Raw genomic sequence first — 314 nt, 5'->3', positions numbered from 1 at the left:
GCAAAGATCAAGGCAGGTGAAAAGCATATGTTGCGTTTAACCCGCTCGGCTGCTGTACCTGATGCAAAAGAACTGGCCTATCGAATTATTGTCGATGAATTACCCATCAAAGTGAATCCAGAAACGGATAAAGAAACATCAACAGTCAGCTTTCAGATGCGTTATTCGATTCCCTTGTTTAGCTATGGCAAAGGACTTGGCAGTGGTTTAACTGAAGTTTCACAAAAAGCCAATACTAAAAATCCTTTGGCTAAACCGATATTAAGTTGGTGGGTCAAGAATAATGAACAGGGCAAACCTGAACTTTATATTAA

General features: G+C 39.8%; 1 protein-coding gene. It reads left to right on the top strand.

Annotated elements, in window-relative coordinates:
• Window positions 1-314, top strand: a 314-nt coding sequence (locus tag M2R48_RS13825) for a fimbria/pilus periplasmic chaperone (protein ID WP_262086472.1), incomplete at both ends; no start/stop codon positions are given.

The organism is Acinetobacter sp. I-MWF (genome assembly GCF_025433935.1).
In the GTDB taxonomy this organism is placed as follows: Bacteria; Pseudomonadota; Gammaproteobacteria; order Pseudomonadales; family Moraxellaceae; genus Acinetobacter; species Acinetobacter guillouiae.
This window is presented reverse-complemented; position numbering and strand designations above follow the sequence as displayed.